Source organism: Romboutsia sp. BSD2780061687b_171204_C1 (genome assembly GCF_015560225.1).
GTDB lineage: Bacteria > Bacillota > Clostridia > Peptostreptococcales > Peptostreptococcaceae > Romboutsia_C > Romboutsia_C hominis.
The window spans coordinates 203,218-228,367 of record NZ_JADMRK010000004.1 but is presented as its reverse complement, the minus strand read 5'-3'; the positions used below and the strand labels follow the sequence as shown (position 1 = coordinate 228,367).

Sequence of the window (25,150 nt, the reverse complement as noted above, 5' to 3'; positions counted from 1 at the left end):
AGGGTGAATCATATGGAGAATGAACAAGACTTTATAAAACAAAAATTTAGTTATATAGAAAGAAAATTAAATAGAGAGCTTATAGGGCAAAAAAAATTTATCAAGGAAATATGTGAGTATTTTGAAGAAAAATTTATAAACAAAGAAAAAGGAATATTATTTTTAATAGGGGATAAAGAAACTGCTAAAAAAACTAGTGTAAGAAGGATATTTGAATACCTAAATAATTCAGATTTTATAGATAATACACATATACAAGAAATAGATTTAGCATCATATAATTTTAATTTAGGATATAGCGCATTTTTAACAGATTTATATGAAAAACTAAGTAGTGATTCTTCTTGTATACTATTTAAAAATAGTGAAAAAGCTAGTGAAGATATGCTAAATGTATTATCAAATGTATATCCAAATACTTGCTTAAACTTAGACAATAATTACATAATAAAAAATAAATTTTTAATACAAGCAAATGATGAAGATGAGGATACTATAAATAATATAGTTTGTCATAATAAGTTCTTAGTATATACAACTAATGATGAGAAGTTTAATATAGAAGAACACTTTACTAAGTCATTTAGCAATAACATAGATAAAGTATTATATACTAAGCCTCTTAATAAGGAGGAAAGAAATAAAATAGTAAAAAGAGAAGTTCTAGAAACTATAAAAATAAAAGAAGAAAATCACAACGTAAAAATAGTATTAGATATTAAAGAAGATGATCAAAGCGATGAATACTTTGGAATTTGCAAATACTTACAAGAAACATATAAAAAAGATTCAAATTTTGGAATTAGTGAATATGTATCTTACAAGCTATGTAAACCTTTAACAAACTTGATTTTAAAAGAAAATATTAAAGAAAATAGTACAATATTAATATATGTAGATAATGACGAAATATATTGCAACATAAAAAATGAAATATTCTCACTTAGTGATTATTCAACACCTACATTAGAAGAAGTTGAATACAAATTAAATTCTATTATAGGAATGAAAGATTTAAAAGAATTTTTAACAAGCGTTAAAAACAACTACAAAGTACAAAAAATTAGGGAAAGACTTGGACTAAAAACATCTAATATATCATTAAATATGATATTTGCAGGTAATGCAGGAACAGGTAAAACTAATGCAGCTAGAGTAACTTTTGAATATTTAAATGCACTAAATATATTATCTAAAGGTATATATAGGGAAGTTAGCAAAGCTGATTTTGTAACAGAAAACCCAGCAGAAACAGCTAAAAGAACTATAGATATAATAAATTCTGCTATGGGAGGAGTATTATTTATAGATGAAGCATACTCACTATGTGAAAGTGATGATGATAAAGTAGGAAAAGAAATAATAGATGCATTATTAAAAGGTATAGAAGATAATAGAGATGATTTAGTTGTAATACTTGCAGGATATGAAAAAGATATGGATGAATTTTTAGCATTTAATCCAGGTCTTAAATCAAGATTTTTAAACACTATACATTTTGAAGATTATACTCCGTATGAAATGTATGAGATAGCTTTAAATATTGCAAAATCAAAAGGATATAGAATAGCAAAAAACGTTAAAAATGAATTAATAGACTTATTTGCGAAAAATCAAATAAGTGGTAAAAATGATTTAGGTAATGCTAGATTTGTAAGAAATATAGTTGAAAATGCTATATTAGATTCATCTAAAAAGTATATAAATGATAAAAGTAAGGAAATAGATTTGCTAGAAAGAGACAATTTCAACTTTAAAGCAAAAGCAAAATTTAATTTAGAAGAAAGACTAAGCCAAATAGTAGGTTTAAATGAAGTTAAAAGCTTACTTAGAAACCAATATAAGCTTATAGTTGCACAAGAGAAGAGAAAAGCAGCGGGAATAGATACTAAAATAGAGCAAAACTTAAATATGGTGTTTGTAGGTAATCCAGGAACAGGAAAAACTAGTATAGCAAGATTAGTATCAGAAATGCTAAATAGCATGGGTCTTTTAAAGGTAGGTCAGATGATAGAAACGGATAGATCAAGTTTTATATCAGAGGTACCAGGTGAAACTAGTAAAAAGACTGAAGAAAAGTTTAAAGAGGCTATAGGAGGAGTTTTATTTATAGATGAGGCCTATACATTAGCTAATGATTCATTAGGTAGAGAGGCTACAGAAACACTTCTTAAGCTTATAGAAGACTATTCTAAAGAGGTTGTAGTAATACTTGCAGGATATGAAGAAGAGATGGAAGATTTCTTTGATGTTAATATAGGATTAAAATCAAGATTCCCAATTTGGACAACTTTTGAAGATTACAACCCAAATGAACTATTAGAAATGGCTATTAATTTAATAGATTCAACAGGATTCAAATTATCTAAAAATGCATATGTATCTCTTAAAAAAAGCTTTGAAGATATATATGAAGAATCAGATTCTACATCAGGAAATGGTAGAATGGTTAGAAATTATGTAGAAAATCTAATAAGAAATCAAAGCATAAGAATAGCAGAAGAAAACATAAGCACTTATGAAATGAATCTAATTACAACTAAAGATATAGAAAAAATTAAAGTATCAGAGTATGAGTTTGATTTAGAAGAAAAACTTAAATCTCTTAAAGGAAATGAAAAAGCAAAAGAATTTTTAAGAAATGAATACAAACTTATTAAAATACAAGAAAAGAGAGTAAAACTAGGCAAAAAAAATAATAGAAATAAGTATAGTAACATAGTATTTACAGGAAATGTAGGAACAGGTAAAAAATCTATTTTAAACATATTAGCAGAAATGTATTACTCAAGGGATATGATAAAGTCTAAGAATATAGTAGAAATTGATATAAGAGAAATAATAGGTGAAATAAATAGTGGCTTAAAATTAGAAGATATACTAAATAAATCTTTAGGTAAAATAGTATTAATAGATAAGGCTCACTTATTATTAGATATTAATAATTACAAAGAAATAATTTCTATACTTTTAAAATTTATAGATAACAATAAAAATAAAATAAAAATAGTTTTATCTGGCCAAAAAGATAAAATGAAAGAATTAGTTTTATTAAATGAGTCTTTAAATTATAGATTCCCTATATGGTTAGACTTTGAGGACTATACAAATATTGAATTATATGAAATATGCCTAGACATATTAACTAATAAAGGATTTATATTAAGTAAAGAATCAAAAGACAGCTTAAAAGAAGTGATCTATAGTCTTTACGAGAATGATAATTTAAAGCTTAGAAATAGTCTTATGATAAAAAATTATATAGAAAAATTAGTAAGAGTTCAAAGTGTAAGGGTATATGACAACAATATATTACAAAGAGATATAAATAATATAGAAGTAGAAGACATAATAAGTAGCAAAGAAATATTTGTAAATGAAAATACATTTATAAGTAATAATGTAGAGCCAATTGCTGATAATAATTTAAAAGAGAATTATAAAATTAATAACTCTAATGAAAATTTATCCTATGATGTAGGAAATGAATTATTAAAGATAAAAAATTTATATGACTTAGGTGTAATAGATGAAGTAGAATTTAAAATACTTAAGGGAAAAATAATAAATAATATATAATGTATGCTAAAAATGAGTATTTACTAAATTTATTTAAAATACTCATTTTGGTATAAGTATACAGTAAAATTTAAAAAGGACATTTGATAAATGTCCCTTTTTTGTGTAAAATTTAAGTACTAAAAAGAAATAGGAGAATATTATGAGCCTTAAAGAATTTGAATTTATAGACGAGTCAATTGATTTATTAAACTCCTTAACACCTACATTAAATATGCTATCAAAAGAACTAGAGAACTATTTTGAAAATATACTTGAATCTAGTGACCAAGAATATTTAAATGTTAATTCAAGAGTAAAAACAGAATATAGTTTAAGAGAAAAAATAATAAGAAATAGATATTTAAAAAGATATGAGACACCACAAGAGCTTATACATAATCTATCAGACTTAATAGGTGTAAGACTAGAGTGTAGATTTATAGAAGAAGAGAAATTAATATATAAAGTATTAAAGTCTTATTTTGATACTACAGATGATAATATATATTTTTATAATAAAAGTAATGACAAGGTTAAGATAAGGCTAGATAAAGAGCAGCCACGAAAACAAAAAAATGGATTTGAAATATATAGAATAAATGGTTTATTTACATATGGAAAAAACAAAATAAATTTTGAAATACAGATAAAATCCATGGTAAATATATTTTGGAGTGATATAGAACATCAAGTTATATATAAAAATAATACTTATGTAATGGTAGATAAATTTTTAAGTGATGTTATGGCATCAATAAAAAATAATCTAGCAATGATAGACAACCAGCTTTTATCTGTTTATAAATCTTTTAATGAAAACACTTCAAAAGATAAAACATTAAAGCAAAAGTCTATGGAAAAGTTTTTAGCTAAAATTGCATATGATACTTTTGCTGAAAAAATGGAAAAAGATATAGGATTTATAGTAGATTTTAAAAAGCCTTGTGAAACTATTATAAACTATTCATTTAATAAGAATAAAGATGGCTTAGATATAAGTGAAGATACAACAATACAAGGTCTTATGAGGCTAAATGAGATAGCTAAGAAAGATATAGACTTTAACTCGAAAATAAAATTTGGTAAAAGCCCTGAATTTGAAGATGAATTTTGTGAAAAACTAGGTAGCTTTATAATGAGCAAGCTAAACTGTGAATTTATATGGAACTTATTCTTTAGGATACTATTTGAAGTAGAGCCTCTTAATAATAAAAAGGATTTCGAAAACTTTATATTATTTATAAAAGAAAAAATAGTCCCTATAAAACATCAAGGTAAACTAGAGCTTAATTTTAAATCAGATAGTAAATATATATTACATGATATATATATGGAGGTAGCAAGTACATTAATACAAATAGATTCTATAGAGATATTATATGAACAAAGTTTAGATAGTATAAATAATGTAGTTAGAAATGAAATAAATAGCATATGTAGAAATATAGACTCTTATAATGAATACAAAATAAAACGAGATAAGTATATGGATAACATAAATAGAAAAATTAAAGATGCTATAATTGGATAAAAATAAAGAGTTGCTTTATAAGGCAGCTCTTTATTTTTATAATATAAATTAGAAATTATGTAGAAAAAAGTAATATTGTATGATATTTTATATATGGAAAGGATGATTTAAGTGAAAGCTAAGAGTAAGGATAATGTAGTTATTTCATCTTTATTATTTTCTATATTAGCTCTAGTTGCATATAAATTGTTTTATGATGTAAATATGCCACTATTTTGGGTAGCTTTTGTATGTGAAAGACTTTATAGCTTAGGAGCTAAAGAAGATTTTGACAGATGCTTAGACGATTTAGACTATGATGAAGACAATAAAAAGATTTTAATAAAAATTATAGGATTAATAGTCATTATAATAGGTATATTTATTTATATAACTTTTACAGAACCAAAAATATTAATTTACATAGCAATAGGCGAAGTTGTAGATATAATTATACAAAAACCATATAAAAAATTAATTAATAAAGATAATTAACATATAGAAAAAGAGTAAGTTAATCCTTACTCTTTTTCTATAGTTATAGTATATAAACTATTAAATGACTCTAAAGGTTTAAGTTTATTTATATAAGCTTTGTTAGTATATATTTTATCCGAATTTACACTGTCAGCTAGTCCAAACCATGGTTCAATACATACAAATGGAGCAGTAGAGTTTGTATCTTTGTAGTAAGGAGTCCATATTCCAACTAGTGGAAAATCTTTAAAATTAATGTTTATGTAATCTTTAGATTTATTAGATTTTAAGTTAATACTATCTATATTAGTATATATTAATGCATCCTTTTCAAAAATCTTAGGTTCTAATCTTAAATTGTTTAAATTATAAACTTCTTTTACACTATTAAAATAAGGACCCTCTAAGCTTATTCTTTTTACTATATCTCTAGATTTAAACTCTAGGTAGTAATTGCACAAATCATCATATATATTAAATGCCGGGTGTGCTCCTATTGAAAAATACATATCTTTTGTATCTTTGTTTAAAACAATCCAATTAGTATTTATGCTATTATTAATAATAGTATATTTTATTAAAAGTTCAAAAGAATAAGGATATAGTTTTTTAGTTTCATCACTAGATATTAATCTATAAGTTATTGAGGTATTATCATTATAAATAATTTCAAAATCCATATCTCTAGCAAATCCATGTTGACTCATATTATAGAACTTATCTTCTATATAAGTTTTGTTGTCTTTTAATCTACCGACTATAGGAAATAATATAGGAGAGTGTCTTGACCAATGAGTGCTATCTCCATTCCATAGTATTTCCTTTTTTAGATCTTTAGAGTATATTCTAGTTAGTTCAGCACCACTATTTTTAGATTCTATTATAAGTTTATCATTTTCTAATATATTCATATTATCACCTCTTAGATAAGCATATTATATATAATATAATTTCGCAATATATGTAAAGGTTAAATAAACTTATATTAGAGAAAATAACTTTATAAATATTGTTATGCTGTATATTTAAATGATATAATTATGAATTAACAAATACTATGTAAGTATATAATATATAGTAGTTTAACTAGAAAGGAAGTTTAACATGGAAGAAATATACAGATTAATAGAAGAGAAAATAAAAAATTCTGGATACCAAAGAAGTGTAAGTGGTGAAGAAATATATGAAGAAATATGTGATGAAATAGAAGATAAAGATAATGGTAGCTACATATTTATGTCTAAGAAAGAAGATGATGTTTTATTTGAATATAAAATAGACGTAATGGATGAAAATTTTAATTTATCTTATTTAGATATAAATTCACCAGAAGGAAAGTTTCATATAGATTTTGATGCAGAGTAATAAAAAATGTAAGTTTTTATTAAATAGAGTAAAAGAAATAGGGGATAAATAGTGATATGGCTAATTATCCCCTATTTCTTTTCAATTATTAAAATTATTAAGGGTATAAAGCTTAATTTATATAAAAAACATTTAAAAAGTAACAAAAAAATTTCAAAACGGTAACAAAAAAATTTCAATATATTAAATTTCATATAATTTAGATGTAAAGTATGCTAATATAAAATAAGCTTAAAGACGACTATTTTCGACATATAAATAAAAATAGTAGGTGGTGTGAAAATGAAAGACAAAAAAGATAAAAAAATAATGGGGATAATAATAGTTGTGTTAGTAATATTTGGTGTACATACAGCATACTCTCAGTATAATAATGGCAATATTAAAAGATTTAAAGATCATGTGGTATTTTACCCACAACATCAAGATGATGAGGTTTTATGGGGAGGAACTGCTATAGTAGATGCTATTAAAGAATGTGGAACGGACAATGTATATGTAACTTTAGTATCAGATGGGTCGGGAGTTAATGTGTTTAAAAATAACCCAAAATTTAAGGGTATAGATAGAAAAGAAAAAGAAAGACTAAGAAACAATGAGTTTAAAGCATGTCTAAATAAACTAGGAGTAAAAAAAGATAATGTAATAATACTAGCAGATGAAGCTAAAAAACCAGGAACTCATTATGATCTAATGGAAAAGACTATACTAAACTTTGAAAAAAAGTTAGGAAGCGTTACACATATAGCACATCACTATAAATATGATGATCATATAATGCACAGAAAAAATGGTCAAGTATTAAAAAAGCTTAGTGATGAACATAAAGTAGATGATGCAAGATATTTTATGAAGCCTAACTATGTATCAAATATACCTAACGATAAAAGAGATATATACAAAGTTAATAATATGAAGGACTATAATACAGTAAAGAGTGCTTTAGAAGAATATAAAAATGTAGATAATAAAAATGAAAAGTATGGAATTGGATATACTTCAGCCCATAGTTACTTTGATTATTTATTAAATGATCCTAGTTTAACATCAATTTTAAGTATATATTAAGTAAAAAATAAGTGTAGGACACGTCCTACACTTATTTTTTACAAAAAGGGTAGCTTTTCTTTTTTTATAGTGATAAATTAGATTTACAAAAAATTAAACAAGGTGGATAAAATGAATATAAATATAGAAGAAATATTAAAAACATATACAGATAGAAGTAAATACAATTCTGGACATTACATATACAAAAATGGAGTAATTTTAAATAATTATGCTAAACAAAATGGCAGTAAATGTATATTTTATGGAACTGTGTTAGATGAACAAAGAAGAAGAGATTATACATCAATGATAAGTATAAATACTAAAACTAGAGAAATATCAAATGTAAGTTGTGATTGTTTTTCAGAGTCACAAAGTATAAAATCTAATAATTTATGCTCTCACATAGTAGCGATAGTACTAAAGGGTATAGAAGATTTAAATAATGATAAAGAATATGAAAGTAAAGAAGGCACAAAGTTAAATCCAAATATAACATTTAATATATTATCATCAAAAGATGGTTATATGAATGCAAGACTAGAAATAGATGGAATAAGTGAAGGTGAATATAAAAATATATATAATGCATATAAAGAAAACAATAAATTATATAGATTTAAAAGTGGAAATTACTTGGATTTAAGTGAGAAGAATTTAAAAGAATCATTAGAACTAATAGATACTTTGGGGATGTATGAAAATCTTACTTCTATGAAAATAGACAATAATAAATCACTATATCTAAAAAAATATATAGAAGATAATGATAGTTCTATTATAAAAGGAAGTCATCATATAGACAATATAGTCGAGAACTTTAAAAAAGTAGAAAATTTAAAAATTGATCAGCCTAATATAAATGCAAAACTTAGAGAGTATCAGATTAAAGGATATGAATTTTTAAAAACTTTGTCTAGATATGAGTTTGGAGGAATTTTAGCAGATGAGATGGGGTTAGGTAAAACAATACAAACAATAGCTTTTTTACAATCTAATGAAAATAAAAAAGCTATTGTATTAACACCAACATCACTTATTTATAATTGGCTTGAAGAATTTAAAAGATTTTCTCCTAATCTAAAAATAGGTCTAGCTTATAAGTCTAAAAGAGAGGATGTTATAAACCATATAGATAATTATGATGTAATACTTACAACTTATACAACCTACAAAAACGATACAGAAAAATATAAAAATATAAAATTTGATTACTGTATAATAGATGAAGCCCAGAATATAAAAAATCCAGATTCTATAATAGCTAAGTCTGTAAAAAAAATTAATGCAAAAGTTAAGTTTGCGCTAACTGGAACTCCAATAGAAAATAACTTAATAGAGTTATGGTCTATATTTGACTTTGTAATGCCAGGATATTTATATGATAAATCAAAGTTTAAAAAAATATTTTTAGACAAAGGTAATATAGACGATTTAAAAAAGCTTATAAAACCATTTTTATTAAGAAGAACAAAAAAAGAAGTTATAAATGAATTACCAGAAAAAATTGAGCAAAAGTATTATGTAGAGCTTAACAAAGAACATAAAAAGGCATACTTAGGTTTACTTAGTTTAGCTAAAAATAAAATTCAAATAAATGATAATATGTCTGTATTATCTTATTTAACTAAGCTTAGACAGTTAGCGATAGCCCCTGAATTAATGGTTAAAAACTATGAGATAAAAAACTCTAAATTAGAGGTGCTTGTAAAATTGTTAAAAGAAAATAAAGACAAAAAAATATTAGTATTTTCACAGTTTACAAAAGTATTAGAGAAAATAAAAGATAGATTAGACTATGAAAATATAAGCTATAGCTATTTAGATGGAAAAACTAACCCAAAAGATAGAGTTAATTTAGTTAAAGATTTCAATAAAAATAATGATAATGTGTTTTTAATATCGTTAAAAGCAGGAGGTACAGGTTTAAATTTAACTAGTGCATCTATAGTTATACACTTTGACCCATGGTTTAATCCTGCAGTAGAGAATCAAGCAAGTGATAGAGCTCATAGAATAGGGCAAAAAAATGTTGTTAATGTTATAAAACTAATATCTAAAGATACAGTAGAAGAAAAAATTATAAGATTACAAGAAATGAAAAAAGAATTAGTAAAAGAGCTTATAGATAGTAATACAGATAGTGGAAATTTTCTTAGTAAAATGTCAGTAGATGATATAATAGATATAATGTTTGACTAAAAAATTAGAATATAAAATCAAAAATACGAAAAACTACATATAGATGTGATTAATCATAAAAAGGCTAGGATTAAATCTTAGTCTTTTTTATATACATAAATAGTAAATAAGTACATGTATTAACTTTTAAATAATACAAAAGATATATATGTACTTGTGAAAGGAATGAATATAAGTGTATATGACAAAAGATAAATCGTTTTATAAAAGTATAATAGATATATCAATACCAATAGCTATACAAAATTTAATAACAGTATCTGTTAATATGGCAGACACTGTTATGTTAGGTAGACTAGGCGAAGTAGAGTTATCATCAGCAGCTATAGCTAATCATCTTTTTTTTATATTGATGATATTAATGTTTGGGATTTCTGGAGGCTCTAACGTTATGTGTTCTCAATACTATGGGAAAAAAGATATAAAATCAATACACAAGGTAATTACTATTACATACTGGCTAAGTATAGCACTATCAATATTATTTGTATTAGTGGCTATGGTTATGCCAGGTGCATTTATGAAGCTATTTACAGATGATATATCAGTTATATCAATGGGGGAGAAGTATATAAGGATAGTTAGTATAAGTTATGTATTCTATTCATTAACAGTTTCTACTGTCGGTGTACTTAGGTCCATTAAAACTGTTAAAATACCTATGATCATACATAGTATATCTTTATTTATAAATATATTTTTAAATTATATATTAATATTTGGAAGGTTTGGGATAAGTCCATTAGGAATTAAAGGAGCAGCTATTGCAACTGTTATATCTAGGATAATAGAATTTTTTATAATATTTGCATATATAATTTTTAAAGAAAGTAAAATAAAATATAGGTTAAATTATATTTTGAAAATAGATAAAATAATATTTAATGATTATGTAAAAGTAACATATCCCATATTTTTTAATGAACTATGTTGGTCAGTAGGATCGTCTATGATATCTATAATAGTTGGTAGGATGGGGACTAGTGTAGTTGCAGCAAATAGCATAAATAATGTAGTAAATCAATTTGCAACTTTATTTATACAAGGATTATCTAGTGCTTCATCAGTTATAATAGGTAATGCTATAGGCAAAGGAAACTATGAAAAAGTAAAAGAATATGCAAACACAATAAGCATACTAAGCATAATAGTTGGAGTTATATCAGCTTTAATGATTTATTTATGTAAAGATGCCATATTAGGATTTTATAATATATCACAAGAAACGAAATTAATATCAAAAGAAATAATGACAGCAACAGCTATAGTAGCATTGTTTAGGTCTTTATCTTCAAATCTTATGATGGGTGTTTTAAGAGGAGGAGGAGATAATAAGTATGTATTTAAATATGAAATGATATTTATGTGGGGATTATCTATACCACTTGGATTTATAGGTGCATTTATATTTAATTTACCAATATCTATTGTATTTTTTCTATTAAAAAGTGATGAAATATTAAAAGGTATAGTTGGATTTATAAGAGTTAAAAGTGGCAATTGGATAAATGATGTAACTCGAGATAAAAAAGATATGTAAATTATATATTATAAAACATTGTATCTATAAATACTTTTGTATTTCTAAAAATGTCTATGTAAAAAATAACATAGACATTTTTAATTGTTGCTATATTCAGAAAATTTATAATTATTAAAATTAATAAATAAAAAAGACTCAAATAAATTTGAGTCTTTAAAACGTATCTATATGATTATAATATAGTTATGTTTTCAGCTTGAGGACCTCTAGCACCTTCAACTATATTAAAGCTTACTTTTTGACCTTCTTCTAAAGTTTTGAATCCATCAACTTGTATAGCTGAGAAATGAGCGAATACATCATCTCCACCTTCTACAGATATAAATCCAAATCCTTTTTCACTATTGAACCATTTTACTATTCCTTGAATCATTTTCAATTCTCCTATAAACCTACATCAAGATTGTTTCTTGATTTACTGTAATTTAAGTGTAACACTTATTTAAGCAAATGTACACACTTTTTTTATTTATTTAAATAATTACCTTAAATACTAATAAATATACCTAAATTTTCTAAAAAATATAAAAAAAATGATTGTACAAAAACTAACAATATTATGGTATATTCTTATAAGAGGAGGAATATTATGTCTAAATTTTATATAAAATACTTATGTATGTTTATAGGATTGGGGTCATTTATGACTTATTTACCTGTATACTTAGAAAAAACATTAAACTTTAGTCCATCGCAAATAGGGATTATAGTATCAATACCATCTATAATTGGTATAGCACTTGTACCTATATGGGGGATTATAAGTGATATTATAAAAAAACAAAAGCTTATATTATGGATAAATGTATTAGTAGCATTTTTACTGGGATATTTATATTCAAAAACAACGTCTTTTATACCGATATTTATAGTAGCGATATTTTTTGAAATGTTTAGAAATTCATTATTGCCACTTGCAGATACTATAACAACTTCATATTGTAAAGAACAAAATAAAAATTATGGAAAAGTAAGGGTATTAGGTTCTATAGGATATGCACTATCTGCTTTTATTTGTGGTCATATAATGAATTTAACAGGAAATGATTTGGCATTTTTCTACATGTTTATGTTTAGTATGCTACTATGTTTATTTATAACTCCATATTTAAATACACCTAAAGAAATGGAGTCTAAAGAAAAGTTAAATTTAAAAGTAGATATAAAAAAATTATTTACTAATAAACAATATGTGTTAATACTTTTAGCAAGTATAAGTATTGTTGCCTTAAGTGATGGGGTAAGCGCCTACCAAGGTATACATTTATTAAACTTAGGAGCAGGCAAGGAACTTGTAGGAATGTTGACTGTGTTTATGGTAGCTCCAGAACTTTATTTTATGGTTAAGACCAAAGATCTTTTAAAAAAATATGGAAATACAAAAATGATTACTGTAAGTGCAATTGCACTTTTTATTAGATGGATAATATATACATTTACAAATAATATAGCATTATTTATATTAGCATCAGCTTCTCATGGTGTAGCAATAGCTATAATGACTATAACTGTTTTTGACTTTATAGGAAACGTAGTAGAAAAAAAATTATACACTACAGCCATGACTATATACACTTTTTGTATAGGAATTGGGTCATCAGTTATAAAACTTATATATGGAAATATAATAGACTTATATGGAATGAAAGCCATATTTATATGCTCAATAATAATTTCTATCATAAGTTTTGGAATTATATTTGCAATAAATAAATTAGAATATAAGAATATAAATAATACAAATATAATAAGCGAATAAAAAGGAAGAACATAATTATGTTCTTCCTTTTTTAGATTACCTAACTATAGTATATATCATATATACTATATATAAAGCTATTAATATAAAACCTTGTTTTTTTACAAGACAATTATCTTTTTTCATAAAGATATAAAGTAAAACTGTTATAAATGTCATAAATATTATATCTATAAGAGCAAATGTACTTATAGATATCGGACTTATAGTTGTAGCTAAACCTAAAACTAAAAGTATATTAAATACGTTTGAGCCTATTACATTACCTATAGCTATTTCAGTTTCACCCTTTTTTATAGCCATAATAGAAGTAACAAATTCAGGAAGTGAAGTACCAACTGCAACTATTGTAAGTCCAACTAAGTTTGCACTCATACCAAATGATGTTGCAATAGTCGTGGCAGAATCAACAACCATATCTCCACCAACAATAATTCCTGCTATACCAATTAAACTTAATATAATTGTTTTAAACATGGGAACATCTTCACTTACTTCAGCTTCTATAGCTATAGCACTTTCACCACCAGATAAGTCTTCTTCATTATTAGAGTTTTTAGCACTTTTTACAGTATTTATTAAGAAGTAGGCAAATACTAATAAGAAAAAAATACCTTCAAATCTATTTATATGTAAATCAAGTGAAAATAGTAACAACATAAAGCTTATACCTATTAAAAATGGAGTATCTTTTTTTATAGTATCTTTTTGAACTGGTAACTTTGCAATTATTGCAGATACACCTAACACTACAAGTATGTTAAAAAAGTTAGAGCCTACGATGTTAGCAACACTCATATCATTTTGTCCTGCTAATGAAGATGTAATACTTACTGCGGCTTCAGGTGCAGATGTACCCATAGCTACTATAGTAAGACCTATAACCATAGCTGGAACATTAAATTTTCTAGCAATTGAAGCAGCACCATCGACAAATATGTCAGCACCCTTTATAAGGAAAATAAAACCTAATATTAATATTATAAATGCCATTAATATTCCTCCAAAAATATATATTTATAAAGGACAGTATACCACTTTATGTATTCTTTTGTAAATCATTAAAATATGATGAAACTTAGTTATGCAAAGAATATAATAGATATTTATAATATTAAATTAAGTATGTAACTAATTATCTGCTCTTAATAAATTTAAGTCTTTACCACTCATTATTTTATTCATATTTCTCATAGAACACATCTTACCGCACATTGTACAGCTATCATCATGTTTAGGAGTTGACTCTTTTCTATATCTTCTAGCTTTTTGTGGGTCAATAGCAAGTTCAAACATTTTTTCCCAATCAAGTTCTTGTCTAGCTTTACTCATTTGATTATCTATATCTCTAGATTTAGGAATTTTCTTTGCGATATCTGCAGCATGAGCAGCTATTTTAGTAGCTATAATACCTTCTTTAACATCATCTAAGTTAGGTAGTCTTAAATGTTCTGCTGGGGTTACATAACATAAAAAGTCAGCTCCATAACTAGCAGCTAAGGCACCTCCAATAGCACTTGTTATATGATCATATCCAGGGGCTATATCTGTAACTATAGGACCTAGCACATAAAATGGTGCACCATGACAAAGTTTCTTTTCAAGTAACATATTAGACTCAATTTCATCTAATGACATATGTCCAGGACCTTCTATTATTACTTGAACATTTCGTTTCCACGCTCTTAGAGTAAGTTCACCTAATATCATTAATTCTTTTATTTGACAAGCATCTGAAGAGTCATTTATAGACCCAGGTCTTAGAGCATCTCCAAGGCTTAATGTTAAGTCATATTCTTCGCATATATCAAGTAATTCATCAAAGTATTCATAAAAAGGGTTCTCACGTTGGTTAAGCTCCATCCAAGCATACATTAAAGAACCGCCTCTAGATACTATATTAGTAAGTCTTTTGTTTCTTTTAAAAACAGATGCAGTTTCTTTGTTTATACCAGCATGTACAGTAACGAAGTCTACACCATCATTTGCATGATTTCTTACTACATCTAAAAATTCTTTAGCAGTTATATCTTTTAATTCTTTATCGTAAAAACCAACAGCATCGTATATAGGAACAGTTCCTATCATAGCATTAGAAGATGATATAAGTTTTTTTCTAAATTCTTTGGTTTTACCAAAAGAACTTAAATCCATTATAGCTTCGGCTTTCATATCTAATGCCAAATTAACCTTTTTCATCTCTTCATCAATATCACAACAATCTTTTGATATACCTAAATTTACATTTATTTTGGTTCTTAGATTTTCGCCTACACCTTCAGGATTTAAAGATTTATGATTTTTATTAGCAGGTATTGCTACTTTACCTTTAGATATTAGCTCTCTCAAAATATTAACATCCATATTTTCTTTTTTTGCTACTATTTCCATTTCTTTAGTAATTATCCCCTTTTTAGCAGCATCCATTTGAGTAGTATACATCATATTAAAATCCCCCTTATTATATTTTAATAAATAAAAAAAGCCTTACCATAAGGCAAAGCTTCTCAAAATATGTATTAATAAATAGACTATATTTGTTTTATAGCTATTAATAAACACAAAAGTAACTTTCCTACGGTAGTATAAACTACATCAGGTTCGAAGGGTTAATGAATTTATCATTTCTCAGCCTAAAAGGCACCCCTAGTTAGATATCTTTTCAAAAACATTGTAGTTCTTTATTTATGTATTGTAAAGAAATTTTTTGTACTTATAAAAACGGAAAGGCACCTATCAAAAGATAAGTGCCTTTATTTGGGCTAGCGTAATACTTATATAAAATATAAGTTCCCACTTAACTTAAGAATATCATAATGAATATTATTTGTAAATAAAAAAAGCAATTATAAAAAATTATCAATGCCTTATGTGTTGAAAAAACTATATATTAAAAAGAATAAAAAAAATAAAATATAATAATAGATTAAGAATACTTTTATTGGTGTATATACAATATATAGTATTTGGTTTAAATATTATATCTATAAGTGGTAGATAATGATTAGTAAAACATTAAATAAAAGGTGGGAAAAATGAACTGGATAGAACTAAATAATCAAGTCATAATAAAAAATAAAGAAGGAAAATATCAATTAGAAAAAGATAAAGAAGCATTATACAGTTATATAAATGAATATATAAAACCTAGAACAAAGGTATTTAATAGTCTTGAAGAAAGGCTATCATATTTAATAGATAATAATTACTATTCTAAAGAAGTAATAGAAAGATATGATATAGACTTTATAAAAGAAATAGAAAGAATCATAAAAAATTATGGATTTAAATTTAATTCATATATGAGTGCAAATAAGTTTTATCAAAACTATGCACTTAAGACTAATGACAATAAAGAAATATTAGAAAGCTATAATGATAAAGTTCTTATAGTATCTTTAGCACTTGGAAATGGTGATAAAAATTTAGTAAGAAAATTAGCAGAGAAACTAGTAAAACAAGAATTTCAACCAGCAACACCTACATTTTTAAATGCAGGTAGAGCTAGAGCAGGAGAAATGGTATCGTGCTTTTTGATATCTATAGAAGATAGTACAGAAGGTATATCATATGCAATTTCATCAGCAAATCATTTGTCTAAAATAGGTGGTGGGGTAGCACTTAATCTATCAAGGTTAAGAGCTTCAGGAGACCCTATTAAAGACATAGAAGGAGCAGCAGGCGGTGTGGTAGGAGTTGCTAAAATGCTAGAACAGTCATTTACCTACTTTAACCAAATGGGTGCAAGACAAGGTGCCGGGGCTGTATATTTAAGTGTATTTCATCCAGATTTTGAATTACTTATGGATACCAAAAAGATAAATGCAGATGAAAAAATAAGATTAGCATCATTATCTTTAGGGGCATTAATACCAGATAAATTTATGGAATTGGCAGAGAAAAATGAGGTGGCTTATGCATTTTATCCTCATTCTGTTTATAAAAAATATAATATAAATCTTGATGAGATGGATATGGAAAAATGGTATGATATTTTAAAAAATGATGAAGATATACGAAAAAAAGAAATAAATCCTAGAAAAATGCTAACAAAGATAGCACAGATGCAACAAGAAAGTGGATACCCATATGTTGTATTTTTAGATACTGCAAATAGAGAACATATACTAAAAGACGTTGGTAAAATCAAAATGTCTAATTTATGTTGTGAAATATTTCAATATCAAACACCATCAAATATAAAAGGATATGCTGGAGAAAATATATGGGGACAAGATATAAGTTGCAATTTAGGTTCTTTAAACATTGCTAATGTAATGGATAATAAAGATATAGAAAATTCAATTGATACTGCAATAAGAGCATTAACTTTTGTTTCTGATAACACTAGTATAAATGAAGTGCCAACAATCAAAAATGGAAATGATTCGTCACATGCAGTAGGTCTTGGTGCTATGAATTTACATGGATACTTAGTGAGAGAAAATATACTTTATACATCAGAAGAAGCAATAGACTTTTGTAATGTATTTTTTGCAATGGTTAGACATTTTGCTATAAAGTCATCTATGAATATAGCTAAAGAGAGAAATAAAACATTTGTTGGGTTTGAAAAATCAGAATATGCAAAAGGAAAAGATAGTAATGTATTAAAAAAATATTATAAAAATTCATACTTACCTAAGACAGATAAAGTAAAAAAATTGTTTGAAGGTATACATATACCTACAACTAAAGAATGGGAAGCTTTATTAGATGAAGTAAAAGTACATGGATTATATAATGCATACTTAACAGCAATAGCACCAACTCAAAGTATTAGTTATGTTCAAAATGCAACATCAAGTATAATGCCAATTACAGAGCCGGTTGAAGTTAGAACATATGGTGATTCTACAACTATATATCCTATGCCCTTTTTAACTAATGAAAACATGCTTTATTACCAATCTGCATATAGAATGGATATGAGAAAAGTTATAGATATAGTTTCAACAGTCCAAAATCATGTTGACCAAGGTATATCAACAACATTATTTGTAACAGATGATAAAACAACTAGAGATATAGCTAGATTATATATATATGCTTACAAAAAAGGACTAAAAAGTCTTTACTACACAAGAACTAAAATGACTAGAGACAACAATGAGTGTCTTATGTGTTCAGTATAAGGGGGAGTACTATGACATTTAAATTAGAAAAAATACACAAAGCAGTAAACTGGAATAAAGAAGATGATGGATTTACTCAAGCCTTTTGGGAACAAAATGTAAAACAATTTTGGTTACCAGAGGAAATATCAGTTTCAAAAGATTTAAAAGTATTTAATGAATTAAATGAAAAAGAAAAAGAATTATATAAAAAAGTATTAGGTGGACTTACATTACTAGACACTAAGCAAGGAAATGATGGGGTACCATCTATGATGAGCCTTACAGATAACCTTCAAAGAAAAGCAGTATTATCATTTATGGGAACTATGGAAGAAATACATGCTAAAAGTTACTCATCTATATTTATGACACTGCTTTCTAATGATGAAATTGAAGAATTATTTAAATGGATAGAAAGTGAAGAAACACTTCAGAAAAAGGCGGACTTAGTACTAGCCCAATATAAAAATACAAAAGATGAAGAAAGTTTATATTTATCTATGGTAACAAGTGTATTCTTAGAAAGCTTTTTATTCTACTCAGGTTTTTTCTATCCACTATATCTAGCAGGCCAAGGTAAAATGGTTGCAAGTGGAGAAATAATATCTCTTATACTTAGAGATGAATCACTACATGGAAAGTATATAGGACTTCTTTCTCAAGAAATATATGAAAAGTTTGAAGAAGCTAAAAAAGAAGAATTAAAAGATAGAATGTACAAAATACTTGAAGATTTAATGGAAAATGAAATAAACTATACAAACACTATATACAAAGATAGCGGTCTTGAAAGTGAAGTTATAAATTTCTTAAAATACAATGCTAATAGGGCATTAGAGAATTTAGGGTTTAATGAATACTATAAAGTAAGTGAAATAAACCCAATAGTACTAAATGGACTAAGTACAGAAACCAAAAATCACGACTTTTTCTCGACTAAAGGTAATGGATATCAAAAAGGTGTATATGAAGAATTAAAAGATGAAGATTTCTTAATATAAAAAAATCACTTGGATAAAACCAAGTGATTTTTTAGTTTAATGTTTTATATTAGGTAAAAGCATTTTAATAATCTTATAAATCAAAAATACATAATAATATCATTTAAATTTGATAAAAATATATAAGAAAGTTTAAGGAGGTATTAAAATGTCTAAAAAACCAGCAATAAGTAATGCTAAACAAGCTCTAAATCAAATGAAACTAGAAATAGCAAATGAACTAGGAATATCAAATAGTCATATAGATGGATCTAATGATACATCATATAAAAATTGACATATAGGTGGAAACTTAGGTGGTGTGATGAGTAGAAGATTAGTAGAAATGGGTGAAGAACAGCTACTAAGAGAATATAATAAAAAAAATAAATAATTAACAGGCATTGAGTTGAAAGTCAGTAAACAACTCAATGCTTTTTTTAGTAATTAAAACCATTTTAGTGTAAAAAGTTGACGAATTAAGTAGATGAAATTATAATGAAAGTACAAAGTATAACCACGATTAATAGGTAGGCTATATAAAGGAGATTAAGGATGAGTTCAGAGTTAGCAAGACTAAAAGAATTGTATGAAATATTTTTAGATATGGAAAAATATTCAGTATTATTACCAACAGAAAAGAGGCTTTCAGATTTCGTAAAGGTTACGTTAGACAAAGAACATGAAGTAGTGTATTTAAAAGAAGAAAAACAAGAAAGAAAGTTAAATTCAGATGGGTTTAAGATAAATTTAATTTGTATATTAGAAAGTGTAGAAGATTTTTTAGATAATTCTAATATTATTGATAGATTTAGTGAAGTTGAAGAAGGAAAACTTAGTGAAGAAGAATATATAAAGTATGCAGGTGGTATTTGCTTGGCTAGAGGTAAATATGATAAGATAATTTCAAAACTTTATGTTATATAAATATATATTATGCCTTTAAGTAGATGCTTAAGGGCTATTATTAAAAAAGACAGAATTTATTTCTGTCTTTTTTTAATAATAAACTGAAAAATAAAGCTATATAAAATTAATGACTAAGGAGCATGATTAAAGGGATAGTAATATTATTACTAAAAAAATATATTATATACATTTATGTTAAATAAGTAGTTAAATATTACAAATTTATAATAACTCTTGAAAAAATAATGACGTGTGAGTTAAGATGATTTTAAGAAAATAAAAAATAAGATTATAGATGCGGGTATAATGATTAGATTTAACTAAGGTTATAGGGATTTTGACATATAAAGATATTTATAAATAATAAATGAACAGAAGGAGCATATCATATGAGAAAATTATTTACAGAGTGGGCGATGGATATAGCCGAAGATAGTAAAGTTAGAAGTACGTGTGTTTCAAGACAAGTAGGAGCTGTAATTATAAAAGGAAAGCAAATTATAGCTACAGGTTATAATGGAAGTCCTGCTGGAACTATTCATTGTTCAGATATTGGCTATTGCGAGAGAAAAAAAAGAGGTATACCTTCAGGACAAGGCTTAGAACTATGTCGAGCTGGGCATGCTGAAGCAAATGCTATAATACAATGTGCTAAACATGGAATAAGCTGTGAAGGAGCTACATTGTATGCTACTACTCAACCTTGTGTATTTTGCTCAATATCTATTATTCAAGCAGGAATAAAAAAAGTAATATTTAAAGGAGAGTATCCTACAGGCTTAGGGCAGCAGCTATTTGAAGAAGCTGGAATAGAATACATTAAATATGAAGATGCATTAAAACAAGAGCAAGAAGAACAAGAAGCTAAACGTGAGAAAGAGAAGAAACGTGTTCAAGAATTCTTAAGTAAGCCAAGGAGCTATTAAAAGGCTAGGCTAAACAATTTAGCTTTTATAGAAAAATATATAATAATTCATTGTTTATTTATATTCAACAATGATTACTGTAAAAAGATATATTAAATATAAACAAAGCTACTTAACATATGTTAAGTAGCTTTGTTTATATTTAATAGTGTTGAGTTTAATATAATATTTTACCTTAAATACTTTCTATAGTAATATACAATCATAAAAAAAGCACCACATGAAGCATCTATTAAATCTATCATGGTATCTTTTAAACCGCCAGATTGCGTATTCATCTTAAATAAGACATCTAGTAAATATTCACATATTTCACAAATTGCTGATATGCCCATTGCAAAGAAGAAAAGAATCATACATATTAAAAGTTTATTATTTTTACTACTAATATTTTTTAGTATATTAAATCCAATTTTAACAGATATAAATCCAGACCAAAAATGAAGAAAATCATCATAAAATGGGATTATATCGTAAAGTCCATAACATGAACCTAGTAAAAAAGAAGATAATATAAAAATGTTTCCAATTATGTACAATGGGCAGTCAAGTATAGCTAAGTTTTTTAAATAAGCTTTAGTAAGCACAAAAGTAATTATAAGCGAAATTAAGCTAATTACGCTTTTTCCAAATTCTTTGTTAAATAGAAAAAATATTATAGATAAAATATAAATAATGTAAAGTAATATACTAAATTTCTTAATATCTTTATGTTTCATAGCAATTCCTACCTTCCATAATTATTATATTATTATGTGCATACGTATAAATAAAATGTAAGTTTAATTTATATAATTTAATTTAGCTGAAATATAAAAAAATAAATAGAAAAATAAATTATTTTGTTTTAAAACTTACTAATTTGGGTATATATGTATTAGAAATATTAGAAAAATAGTAAAAAATGGTATAATACAAATTAACAATAGGAGTGATGAGCATGAGTTTAGCAAAAAAAATAGAACAAAAGAAAAAAGCTAAAAAAGCAAAAGAAAGAAATAAAAAGATAAAAATAGCTACACTAGGTGTTGCAACAGGTGCTATAACAGGAATACTAGGTGGGGTTTTATTAGCTCCTAAGTCAGGAAAAGAAACTAGAGAAGATATAAAAAATACAGCTAAAGATATAAACACAAATGTAAGTGAAAAGGCTGCCAAAACAAAAGAAAAATTAACTACAAATGTAAATGAATCTAAGAGAAGAATAAAAGAGTATTTAGATAGTAAAAAGAAAGAAAATGAAGACGTAGTAGATACTAATGTTGTAGAATTATTACAAGCTCCACAAGAAGCTAAGGATAAAGAATAATTGCTATGGAGAATAACATTATGTACATAGATTTAAATGTAATATATATAATACTAGCATTATTAGGTATAGGTGCATTAATATTTTTAATAATAACTTTAAAAAATATTAATGAATTTATTAAAAATATCAATACAGTGGTATCAACAAATTCTGATGACATACATACAGTAGTAGGTAAATTACCTAATTTAGTTGATAATATCAGCGATATTAGTGAAAATGTAAAAGACGTTGCGGAAGTTGCAACAGATGTAACAGCAGATATAGTAGTGGCTAAAGAAAATGTAAAATCTAATGTTGAGATATTTACTGAAATATTAAATATATTAAAATCTGTATTTATTAATAAATAGTCATAAAAGTCATAATTAAATCATAATTTAATTATGACTTTTTTTATTTGCTAATATATCATAATAAATTAAGATGTATAAAAAATTAATATATATAATTTATAAGTAGATTTATTAGAATAATTAAAAAATAATATTGACAAAATTGTGAAAATTAACTATTATATAAATAATTAAATAATTCTTATCAAGAGTGGCGGAGGGACTGGCCCGACGAAGCCCAGCAACCAGTATTATTATACGGGTGCTAAATCCTGCAGCATAAGCTGAAAGATGAGAGTATAATTTTTGCTGTCAAAGCCTGAGTTATCTCAGGTTTTTTTTATTAAAAAATATCAGGTATATTTAAATAAATTAAAATTATACTCTTTAGAAGTTTTAATATAAAGGGAGGTATATTATGAAAGAAGAAGCAAAAAAAGGTAGTATATTAGGATTATTACCACTGGGTGTATTTTTAATAGTATTTTTAGGTAGCGGGGTAATAACTGGGGATTTTTATAAAATGCCAGCAATAGTAGCATTTATAATCGCAACTATAGTAGGATTTTCTCTTAATAGAAAAGTTAGTTTAGGAGAAAAGATAGAAGTATTTTGTAAAGGAGCAGGTAATATAGATATAATATCTATGATTATGATATTTATACTTGCAGGTTCTTTTTCAAGTGTAGCTAAGGCAATGGGAGGTGTTGACTCAACTGTTAATTTAAGTTTATCAATTCTTCCTCCTAATCTTTTAGTATCAGGGTTATTTGTAATAGGATGTTTTATATCTATATCTATGGGAACATCAATGGGAACAATAGCAGCACTTGGGCCAATAGGCATAGGAATTGCAGCTAAAACAGGAATACCAGCACCATTAGTAATAGGAGCTGTTGTAGGTGGAGCTATGTTTGGAGATAATTTATCTATGATATCAGACACTACAATAGCAGCAACCAAAACTCAAGGATGTGAATTAAAAGATAAATTTAGAGTAAATTTCTTAATAGTTTTACCAGCAGCTATTATAACTGCTATATTATTAGCTACTATAACATCAGGGTATAGTTTAGGTGGTAGCACAAGCTATAGATATGATTTTATAAAAGTTTTACCATATTTAGGCGTTTTAGTAGGGGCTTTATGTGGAGTAAATGTATTTGTTTTACTTAGTTTTGGAGTAGTATTTGCAGGTGCAATAGGATTATTTACAAATTCATTTGGGTTATTTGGATTTATAGAAGCTATATCAGGTGGTATATCAGGAATGTATGAATTATGTCTACTTGTTATAATAATCGGAGGACTTGTAGAACTTATAAAATTAAATGGTGGAATAGACTTTATACTTAATTTTATAAGTAGTAAAATAAAAACTAAAAAAGGTGCAGAGTTTGGTATAGCAGCATTAGTAAGTATAGTAGATTTATGTACAGCAAACAACACTATAGCAATAGTAACAGCAGGGCCACTTGCAAAAGATATAGCTACAAAATTTGATATAGATAATAGAAAAACTGCAAGTATATTAGATATATTCTCATCTTGTTGGCAAGGCATAGTTCCATATGGTGCACAAGTATTAACAGCTGCAGGGATGGTAGGAATATCTCCTGTTGAATTAATTAAATATCTACATTATCCTTGGTTAATGTTAGCTTGTGGAATAATAGCTATAACATTTGGTATTCCAAACTTAAATAAAGTTAATAAAAGGAAAAAAGAAGTAGCTTAATGTAACTATAAAATTTTAGTTTCATATAATATAAAAAAAGAAATACTGGAGGAGATTATGGCATTAGGTGACTATGATTTCTTAGTAGGAGTAGTATCGACTTTTATAATAACATCATCTTATGAAATATCAATATATACTATAAATCAAGCTCGATGTATAGTTAAATCATATAAGTATATGAAACATAATAATACTTAAAAAGTGAAGTTTTAAAACTTCACTTTTTTTACGCTTAAGGAAATTATGATATTTCAAAAATTAGTAGATAATTATTACAGTTAAGTAATACCAATCAGTTTAGCGAGTGTAAAAAATAAACTTAATATTTTACATTCGTACAATAATAGTTAAATTAACTGAAAT

22 protein-coding genes and 2 riboswitches are annotated in these 25,150 nt (G+C 25.8%); of the genes, 17 read left to right on the top strand and 5 right to left on the bottom strand.

Annotation, left to right across the window (positions count from 1 at the left end; all coding sequences use genetic code 11):
* Positions 1 to 12: 12 nt before the first annotated feature.
* From I2H23_RS10300 to I2H23_RS10290, 3 genes are all read left to right on the top strand, one after another.
* Positions 13 to 3,579 carry an AAA family ATPase gene (locus tag I2H23_RS10300; RefSeq protein WP_092925155.1) on the top strand — a complete coding sequence of 1,189 codons (3,567 nt, stop codon included), beginning with the start codon at positions 13 to 15 and terminating at the stop codon, positions 3,577 to 3,579.
* Positions 3,580 to 3,721: 142 nt separating this feature from the next.
* Positions 3,722 to 5,092, top strand: coding sequence for a GTP pyrophosphokinase (locus tag I2H23_RS10295; protein ID WP_166505642.1), 1,371 nt, complete (start codon positions 3,722 to 3,724; stop codon positions 5,090 to 5,092).
* A 111-nt stretch (positions 5,093 to 5,203) separates the two neighbouring features.
* Entirely contained in the window at positions 5,204 to 5,566 is a 363-nt protein-coding gene (locus I2H23_RS10290; RefSeq protein WP_092925159.1) for a hypothetical protein, read from the top strand.
* 26 nt (positions 5,567 to 5,592) lie between these two features.
* On the opposite strand, the gene I2H23_RS10285 is transcribed toward I2H23_RS10290, so the two are convergent.
* Entirely contained in the window at positions 5,593 to 6,459 is an 867-nt protein-coding gene (locus I2H23_RS10285) for an aldose 1-epimerase family protein (protein WP_166505641.1), read from the bottom strand.
* A gap of 193 nt (positions 6,460 to 6,652) precedes the next feature.
* On the opposite strand from I2H23_RS10285, the gene I2H23_RS10280 reads away from it, so the two are divergent.
* The 4 genes from I2H23_RS10280 (at position 6,653) to I2H23_RS10265 (ending at position 11,705) form a co-directional block, all read left to right on the top strand.
* The gene (locus I2H23_RS10280) at positions 6,653 to 6,913 is read left to right on the top strand and encodes a hypothetical protein (protein ID WP_092925163.1); all 261 of its coding nucleotides are present in this window, start codon (positions 6,653 to 6,655) and stop codon (positions 6,911 to 6,913) included.
* Between the two features lie 282 nt (positions 6,914 to 7,195).
* The gene (locus I2H23_RS10275; protein WP_166505640.1) at positions 7,196 to 7,981 is read left to right on the top strand and encodes a PIG-L family deacetylase; all 786 of its coding nucleotides are present in this window, start codon (positions 7,196 to 7,198) and stop codon (positions 7,979 to 7,981) included.
* A 111-nt stretch (positions 7,982 to 8,092) separates the two neighbouring features.
* Positions 8,093 to 10,165: a DEAD/DEAH box helicase gene (locus tag I2H23_RS10270; protein ID WP_166505639.1), complete on the top strand. Its 2,073-nt coding sequence runs from the start codon at positions 8,093 to 8,095 to the stop codon at positions 10,163 to 10,165.
* A gap of 181 nt (positions 10,166 to 10,346) precedes the next feature.
* Positions 10,347 to 11,705, top strand: coding sequence for an MATE family efflux transporter (locus tag I2H23_RS10265; RefSeq protein ID WP_207741718.1), 1,359 nt, complete (start codon positions 10,347 to 10,349; stop codon positions 11,703 to 11,705).
* Positions 11,706 to 11,880: 175 nt separating this feature from the next.
* Here the strand turns inward: I2H23_RS10265 and I2H23_RS10260 are convergent, their stop codons facing one another.
* A complete protein-coding gene (locus I2H23_RS10260) occupies positions 11,881 to 12,081 on the bottom strand; it encodes a cold-shock protein (RefSeq protein WP_092925171.1) in 201 nt (66 codons plus the stop codon).
* 216 nt (positions 12,082 to 12,297) lie between these two features.
* On the opposite strand from I2H23_RS10260, the gene I2H23_RS10255 reads away from it, so the two are divergent.
* Positions 12,298 to 13,467 carry an MFS transporter gene (locus I2H23_RS10255; protein ID WP_166505637.1) on the top strand — a complete coding sequence of 390 codons (1,170 nt, stop codon included), beginning with the start codon at positions 12,298 to 12,300 and terminating at the stop codon, positions 13,465 to 13,467.
* Between the two features lie 36 nt (positions 13,468 to 13,503).
* Here I2H23_RS10255 and I2H23_RS10250 read toward each other — a convergent pair whose 3' ends face one another.
* Both I2H23_RS10250 and thiC read right to left on the bottom strand, forming a co-directional pair.
* Positions 13,504 to 14,460, bottom strand: coding sequence for a calcium/sodium antiporter (locus tag I2H23_RS10250; protein ID WP_092925175.1), 957 nt, complete (start codon positions 14,458 to 14,460; stop codon positions 13,504 to 13,506).
* Positions 14,461 to 14,598: 138 nt separating this feature from the next.
* Positions 14,599 to 15,912 carry a phosphomethylpyrimidine synthase ThiC gene (gene thiC / locus I2H23_RS10245; protein WP_092925177.1) on the bottom strand — a complete coding sequence of 438 codons (1,314 nt, stop codon included), beginning with the start codon at positions 15,910 to 15,912 and terminating at the stop codon, positions 14,599 to 14,601.
* Positions 15,913 to 16,022: 110 nt separating this feature from the next.
* A riboswitch (TPP riboswitch) is annotated at positions 16,023 to 16,125 on the bottom strand.
* A 377-nt stretch (positions 16,126 to 16,502) separates the two neighbouring features.
* Here thiC and nrdE point away from each other — a divergent pair.
* The 5 genes from nrdE to I2H23_RS10220 all read left to right on the top strand — a co-directional run bounded on the left by nrdE (position 16,503) and on the right by I2H23_RS10220 (position 21,399).
* Positions 16,503 to 18,602 (top strand): class 1b ribonucleoside-diphosphate reductase subunit alpha, encoded by a 2,100-nt coding sequence (nrdE, locus tag I2H23_RS10240; protein WP_195581604.1) that lies wholly within the window; start codon positions 16,503 to 16,505, stop codon positions 18,600 to 18,602.
* A gap of 11 nt (positions 18,603 to 18,613) precedes the next feature.
* The gene (nrdF, locus tag I2H23_RS10235; RefSeq protein WP_166505635.1) at positions 18,614 to 19,585 is read left to right on the top strand and encodes a class 1b ribonucleoside-diphosphate reductase subunit beta; all 972 of its coding nucleotides are present in this window, start codon (positions 18,614 to 18,616) and stop codon (positions 19,583 to 19,585) included.
* Between the two features lie 148 nt (positions 19,586 to 19,733).
* A complete protein-coding gene (locus tag I2H23_RS15615; RefSeq protein ID WP_330615410.1) occupies positions 19,734 to 19,862 on the top strand; it encodes a small, acid-soluble spore protein, alpha/beta type in 129 nt (42 codons plus the stop codon).
* Between the two features lie 257 nt (positions 19,863 to 20,119).
* Positions 20,120 to 20,491 (top strand): hypothetical protein, encoded by a 372-nt coding sequence (locus I2H23_RS10225; RefSeq protein WP_092925186.1) that lies wholly within the window; start codon positions 20,120 to 20,122, stop codon positions 20,489 to 20,491.
* Positions 20,492 to 20,862: 371 nt separating this feature from the next.
* Positions 20,863 to 21,399: a deoxycytidylate deaminase gene (locus tag I2H23_RS10220; RefSeq protein ID WP_092925188.1), complete on the top strand. Its 537-nt coding sequence runs from the start codon at positions 20,863 to 20,865 to the stop codon at positions 21,397 to 21,399.
* 170 nt (positions 21,400 to 21,569) lie between these two features.
* On the opposite strand, the gene I2H23_RS10215 is transcribed toward I2H23_RS10220, so the two are convergent.
* Positions 21,570 to 22,118, bottom strand: coding sequence for a hypothetical protein (locus tag I2H23_RS10215; protein WP_195581603.1), 549 nt, complete (start codon positions 22,116 to 22,118; stop codon positions 21,570 to 21,572).
* A 221-nt stretch (positions 22,119 to 22,339) separates the two neighbouring features.
* On the opposite strand from I2H23_RS10215, the gene I2H23_RS10210 reads away from it, so the two are divergent.
* The 4 genes from I2H23_RS10210 (at position 22,340) to I2H23_RS10195 (ending at position 24,985) form a co-directional block, all read left to right on the top strand.
* Positions 22,340 to 22,708, top strand: coding sequence for a YtxH domain-containing protein (locus I2H23_RS10210; RefSeq protein WP_240275736.1), 369 nt, complete (start codon positions 22,340 to 22,342; stop codon positions 22,706 to 22,708).
* A 5-nt stretch (positions 22,709 to 22,713) separates the two neighbouring features.
* A complete protein-coding gene (locus I2H23_RS10205; protein ID WP_243248274.1) occupies positions 22,714 to 23,064 on the top strand; it encodes a hypothetical protein in 351 nt (116 codons plus the stop codon).
* A gap of 181 nt (positions 23,065 to 23,245) precedes the next feature.
* Positions 23,246 to 23,344: riboswitch (SAM riboswitch) on the top strand.
* Between the two features lie 120 nt (positions 23,345 to 23,464).
* Positions 23,465 to 24,784, top strand: a complete 1,320-nt coding sequence (locus I2H23_RS10200; protein ID WP_166505633.1) for a Na+/H+ antiporter NhaC family protein — start codon at positions 23,465 to 23,467, stop codon at positions 24,782 to 24,784.
* A 57-nt stretch (positions 24,785 to 24,841) separates the two neighbouring features.
* A complete protein-coding gene (locus I2H23_RS10195) occupies positions 24,842 to 24,985 on the top strand; it encodes a hypothetical protein (protein WP_166505632.1) in 144 nt (47 codons plus the stop codon).
* Positions 24,986 to 25,150 lie beyond the last annotated feature (165 nt).

What these genes read in the sequence shown, in the direction of transcription:
- nrdF (WP_166505635.1), top strand. Translation starts at nt 18,614, where the DNA reads ATGACATTTAAATTAGAAAAAATACACAAAGCAGTAAACTGGAATAAA.
- I2H23_RS10250 (WP_092925175.1), bottom strand. Translation starts at nt 14,460, where the DNA reads ATGGCATTTATAATATTAATATTAGGTTTTATTTTCCTTATAAAGGGT.
- I2H23_RS10280 (WP_092925163.1), top strand. Translation starts at nt 6,653, where the DNA reads ATGGAAGAAATATACAGATTAATAGAAGAGAAAATAAAAAATTCTGGA.
- I2H23_RS10300 (WP_092925155.1), top strand. Translation starts at nt 13, where the DNA reads ATGGAGAATGAACAAGACTTTATAAAACAAAAATTTAGTTATATAGAA.
- I2H23_RS10265 (WP_207741718.1), top strand. Translation starts at nt 10,347, where the DNA reads ATGACAAAAGATAAATCGTTTTATAAAAGTATAATAGATATATCAATA.
- I2H23_RS10220 (WP_092925188.1), top strand. Translation starts at nt 20,863, where the DNA reads ATGAGAAAATTATTTACAGAGTGGGCGATGGATATAGCCGAAGATAGT.
- I2H23_RS10225 (WP_092925186.1), top strand. Translation starts at nt 20,120, where the DNA reads ATGAGTTCAGAGTTAGCAAGACTAAAAGAATTGTATGAAATATTTTTA.
- I2H23_RS10210 (WP_240275736.1), top strand. Translation starts at nt 22,340, where the DNA reads ATGAGTTTAGCAAAAAAAATAGAACAAAAGAAAAAAGCTAAAAAAGCA.
- I2H23_RS10255 (WP_166505637.1), top strand. Translation starts at nt 12,298, where the DNA reads ATGTCTAAATTTTATATAAAATACTTATGTATGTTTATAGGATTGGGG.
- I2H23_RS10270 (WP_166505639.1), top strand. Translation starts at nt 8,093, where the DNA reads ATGAATATAAATATAGAAGAAATATTAAAAACATATACAGATAGAAGT.
- I2H23_RS10285 (WP_166505641.1), bottom strand. Translation starts at nt 6,459, where the DNA reads ATGAATATATTAGAAAATGATAAACTTATAATAGAATCTAAAAATAGT.
- I2H23_RS10215 (WP_195581603.1), bottom strand. Translation starts at nt 22,118, where the DNA reads ATGAAACATAAAGATATTAAGAAATTTAGTATATTACTTTACATTATT.
- I2H23_RS10195 (WP_166505632.1), top strand. Translation starts at nt 24,842, where the DNA reads ATGGCATTAGGTGACTATGATTTCTTAGTAGGAGTAGTATCGACTTTT.
- I2H23_RS10275 (WP_166505640.1), top strand. Translation starts at nt 7,196, where the DNA reads ATGAAAGACAAAAAAGATAAAAAAATAATGGGGATAATAATAGTTGTG.
- nrdE (WP_195581604.1), top strand. Translation starts at nt 16,503, where the DNA reads ATGAACTGGATAGAACTAAATAATCAAGTCATAATAAAAAATAAAGAA.
- I2H23_RS10260 (WP_092925171.1), bottom strand. Translation starts at nt 12,081, where the DNA reads ATGATTCAAGGAATAGTAAAATGGTTCAATAGTGAAAAAGGATTTGGA.
- I2H23_RS10295 (WP_166505642.1), top strand. Translation starts at nt 3,722, where the DNA reads ATGAGCCTTAAAGAATTTGAATTTATAGACGAGTCAATTGATTTATTA.
- I2H23_RS10205 (WP_243248274.1), top strand. Translation starts at nt 22,714, where the DNA reads ATGGAGAATAACATTATGTACATAGATTTAAATGTAATATATATAATA.
- thiC (WP_092925177.1), bottom strand. Translation starts at nt 15,912, where the DNA reads ATGATGTATACTACTCAAATGGATGCTGCTAAAAAGGGGATAATTACT.
- I2H23_RS10200 (WP_166505633.1), top strand. Translation starts at nt 23,465, where the DNA reads ATGAAAGAAGAAGCAAAAAAAGGTAGTATATTAGGATTATTACCACTG.
- I2H23_RS15615 (WP_330615410.1), top strand. Translation starts at nt 19,734, where the DNA reads ATGTCTAAAAAACCAGCAATAAGTAATGCTAAACAAGCTCTAAATCAA.